5 protein-coding genes are annotated in these 3552 nt (G+C 74.4%); 3 read left to right on the top strand and 2 right to left on the bottom strand.

Translation table 11 applies throughout. The annotated features are described in order from the left end of the window. Positions 1 to 23: 23 nt before the first annotated feature. Positions 24 to 1007, bottom strand: a complete 984-nt coding sequence (locus tag ACFU6K_RS34065; RefSeq protein ID WP_380669710.1) for an adenosine deaminase — start codon at positions 1005 to 1007, stop codon at positions 24 to 26. A 139-nt stretch (positions 1008 to 1146) separates the two neighbouring features. Here ACFU6K_RS34065 and ACFU6K_RS34060 point away from each other — a divergent pair, with 139 nt between their 5' ends. Both ACFU6K_RS34060 and ACFU6K_RS34055 read left to right on the top strand, forming a co-directional pair. Then, positions 1147 to 1428: a DUF6158 family protein gene (locus ACFU6K_RS34060; RefSeq protein ID WP_380669708.1), complete on the top strand. Its 282-nt coding sequence runs from the start codon at positions 1147 to 1149 to the stop codon at positions 1426 to 1428. Positions 1429 to 1549: 121 nt separating this feature from the next. Beyond that, positions 1550 to 2938: an NADP-dependent succinic semialdehyde dehydrogenase gene (locus ACFU6K_RS34055; RefSeq protein WP_380669706.1), complete on the top strand. Its 1389-nt coding sequence runs from the start codon at positions 1550 to 1552 to the stop codon at positions 2936 to 2938. A gap of 48 nt (positions 2939 to 2986) precedes the next feature. Here ACFU6K_RS34055 and ACFU6K_RS34050 read toward each other — a convergent pair whose 3' ends face one another. Further along, complete coding sequence (locus ACFU6K_RS34050; RefSeq protein WP_380669704.1) at positions 2987 to 3292, bottom strand: hypothetical protein; 306 nt, start codon at positions 3290 to 3292, stop codon at positions 2987 to 2989. 67 nt (positions 3293 to 3359) lie between these two features. On the opposite strand from ACFU6K_RS34050, the gene ACFU6K_RS34045 reads away from it, so the two are divergent. Beyond that, positions 3360 to 3552, top strand: a 193-nt coding sequence (locus ACFU6K_RS34045) for a hypothetical protein (RefSeq protein WP_380669702.1), incomplete at its 3' end; no start/stop codon positions are given.

Below are 3552 nucleotides of genomic sequence, written 5' to 3'. Positions count from 1 at the left end.
CGCGGGGGCGGCGGACCGGCGGGTCAGAACGTGTACGCCGCGACCTCGGCGAGGAGTTCGGCGCGGCGCTCCTCGCTGACGAAGGAGGCGCGGAAGGAGTTGGCGGCCAGCCGGCGCAGGGTCTCCTGGTCGAGGGCGAGGGCCTCGCGCACGGCGCGGAAGTTGTCCTCCACGTAGCCGCCGAAGTACGCCGGGTCGTCGGAGTTGACGGTGACCAGCAGGCCGGCGTCCAGCATCTCGCGCAGCGGGTGGTCGGCGAGGGTGTCGATGCAGCGCAGCCGGACGTTGGAGAGCGGGCAGAGGGTCAGCGGGACCTGCTCGCGCACCAGGCGGGCGACCAGCTCGCCGTCCTCCAGGCAGCGCAGCCCGTGGTCGATCCGCTCCACGCCGAGGACGTCCAGCGCCTCGGTGATGTACGCGGCCGGGCCCTCCTCGCCCGCGTGGGCGACCCGGCGCAGCCCGGCCTCGGCGGCCCGGCGGTACACCTCGCGGAACTTCACCGGCGGGTGGCCGACCTCGGCGGAGTCCAGGCCGATGCCGGCGATCCGGCCGAAGTACGGGCGGGCGGCCTCGAAGGTCTCCAGCGCGGACTCGGCGGACTCGTCCCGCAGGAAGCACATGATCAGCTGCGTGCTGACGCCGTACCGCTCCTCGGCCCGCTCCAGCGCGCGGGTCAGCCCGTCCACCACCACGCCCAGCGGCACCCCGCGCGCGGTGTGCGCCTGCGGGTCGAAGAAGATCTCGGCGTGGCGGACGCCCTGCTCGGCGGCCCGGGCCAGGTAGGCGTCGGCGAGGTCGGCGAAGTCGTCCTCGGTGCGCAGCACGGCCATCAGCGCGTAGTACAGGTCCAGGAAGGACTGGAGGTCGCTGAAGGAGTACGCCTCGCGCAGCGCCTCGGTGTCGGCGTACGGCAGCTCGACGCCGTTGCGGGCGGCGAGCTCGAAGGCGAGTTCGGGCTCCAGGGTGCCTTCGATGTGCAGGTGGAGTTCGGCCTTGGGAAGCGGCATGTGGGTGTCCGAGCGCTAGCGGGGTGGTCCTGAACGTGTACGGAAGGATTCATCCTATGATCCGCGCCGACGGACCGGGTGCAGCGGCGGCGGTCGGCGGGCACCCTGGAGGGGGGACTTCCGCCGAGGAGGCACCGAGATGCGGCACGCCGACGACCCGCACATCCGGCCCGCGGGCATCTCCGCGCACGCCCTGGGCAACGACACGCTCCTGCACGAGCTGGAGCAGCTGCACCGCACGCGGCACGAGACGTTCCTGTACGGCTCGGAGGAGGCGCTGAAGCGGCACACGCTGCGCACCGGGGAGCTGGAGGCCGAGTACCTGCACCGCTTCCCGAGCCGGCAGGTCACGGCCGCGCGGACCAGGGCCGGGGCCCGGGCCCGGGAGGCGGCGGCCCGGGTGGAGTCGCTGCCGGAGTGACCGGGGCGGGCCGCGCGCCCGGAGGGACACGCCGGGCGCGCGGTGGCGTGCCCGGAGGCGGGCGGTCGGGGAGGGTGTGAGGGCAGACGCACCGGACCGTGACCCCACCTGGGAGCCCCGCATGCCCATCGCCAGCGTCAACCCCGCGACCGGCGAGACCGTCCAGACCTTCGAGCCGCTCGACGCGGCCGGCATCGAGCGGCGGCTGGCCCGCGCCGAGGCCGCCTTCCACAGCTACCGCGGCACCCCCTTCGCCGCCCGCGCCGAACTGATGCGCCGCGCCGCCGACCTGCTGGACCGGGAGCAGGAGGCGGTCGCCCGCACCATGACCGAGGAGATGGGCAAGCCGCTCGCCGCCGCCCGCGCCGAGGCCGCCAAGTGCGCGAAGGCGATGCGCTGGTACGCGGACCACGCCGAGGAGTTGCTCGCCGACGAGCACCCGGCCCCGGCCGACGTCGCCGACTCCGGTGCCTCCCGGGCCTACGTCCGCTATCGTCCGCTCGGTCCGGTTCTCGCCGTCATGCCGTGGAACTTTCCGCTCTGGCAGGTCATCCGGTTCGCCGCGCCGGCCCTGATGGCGGGCAACGTCGGCCTGCTCAAGCACGCGTCCAACGTGCCGCGCACCGCGCTGGCGATCGAGGAGCTGTTCCAGCGGGCCGGGTTCCCGGAGGGCTGCTTCCAGACCCTGCTGATCGGCTCGGGCGCGGTGGAGGGCGTGATCCGGGACCGCCGGGTCGTCGCCGTCACCCTCACCGGCAGCGAGCCGGCCGGGCGGGCGGTCGCGGCCACCGCGGCGGACGAGGTGAAGAGAGCCGTCCTGGAACTGGGCGGCAGCGACCCGTTCGTCGTGCTGCCGAGCGCCGACCTGGACGCCGCGGTGCGCACCGCCGTCCGGGCCCGGGTGCAGAACAACGGCCAGTCCTGCATCGCCGCCAAGCGCTTCATCGTGCACACCGACGTGTACGACCGCTTCACCGCCGCCTTCACCGAGGCGATGGGCGCGCTGAAGGTCGGGGACCCGATGGACGAGGGCACCGACGTCGGCCCGCTGGCCAGCCGCCAGGGCCGGGACGACCTGGAGGAGCTGGTCGAGGACGCCCGGGTGCACGGCGCCCGGGTGGAGTGCGGCGGCGGGCGCCCGGAGGGCTGGGACACCGGCTGGTTCTACGAGCCGACGGTGCTGACGGGCATCACCCCGGCTATGCGGATCCACCTGGAGGAGACCTTCGGCCCGGTCGCCACCGTCTACCGGGTGGCCGACCTGGACGAGGCGGTGGCGGTCGCCAACGACACCCCGTTCGGGCTGAGCGCCAACGTCTGGACCTCCGACGAGGCCGAGCGGGAGCGCTTCGTCCGGGACATCCAGGCCGGCGGGGTGTTCTTCAACGGGATGACGGCCTCCCACCCGGCGCTGCCGTTCGGCGGCGTCAAGCGCTCCGGGTTCGGGCGGGAGCTGTCCGGGCACGGGATCCGGGAGTTCTGCAACGTCACCACGGTGTGGATCGGCTGAGCCCTCCCGGCCCCGCGCCCGTCCGGCCCCGCACCCGCCCCGGCCGGGTCAGGACGCCATCCGGTGCCGGCCCGGCCCCGGCGTCATCCAGCGGGCGACCACGCCGCCCATCGCGATGAGCGTCAGGCCCCAGAAGACCGCCATCGGCACCAGCACGGGCAGCAGGCTCACCTGGACCGCGACCATGCAGAGGCCGATCGAGAGCGCGATCATGAACGTCACCACGGTGGGGCTGAGGCTGAGCAGCCAGTGCCAGAGGCGGTGCCCGAAGCCCCGGGCCCGCCGGGTTCCGGGGTCGGCCTCGGCCCGGGCGTCGAGTTCGGCGTCGAGTTCCTTGTAGGTCAGCAGGTCCATCGGGATCGCCTCCAATGCCGGACGGCTGGACGGGAGGGGTGCCTGGCCCCGGTGGGGTCAGGAGGCCTTGCGGGGAGCCGAGGGCTTCCGGGTGGTGGTCTTCTTCGCCGCCGGGCTCCTCGCGGAGGTCTTCTCGGCGGCCTTCCCGGAGGCGGCCTTCCCGGAGGCGGCCGCCTTCGAGGTGGTCCTCCTCGCCGGGGCGCGCTTGCGCGGCGCGGGCTCCGCCTCCTCCGGGGCGGCCTCCCCGGCCTCCCCGGCCC

Origin of the sequence: Kitasatospora sp. NPDC057512, from assembly GCF_042802135.1 — a bacterium.
GTDB lineage: Bacteria > Actinomycetota > Actinomycetes > Streptomycetales > Streptomycetaceae > Kitasatospora.
The sequence above is the reverse complement of the archived record's forward strand: the minus strand, read 5'-3'. Positions and strand labels throughout refer to the sequence as shown.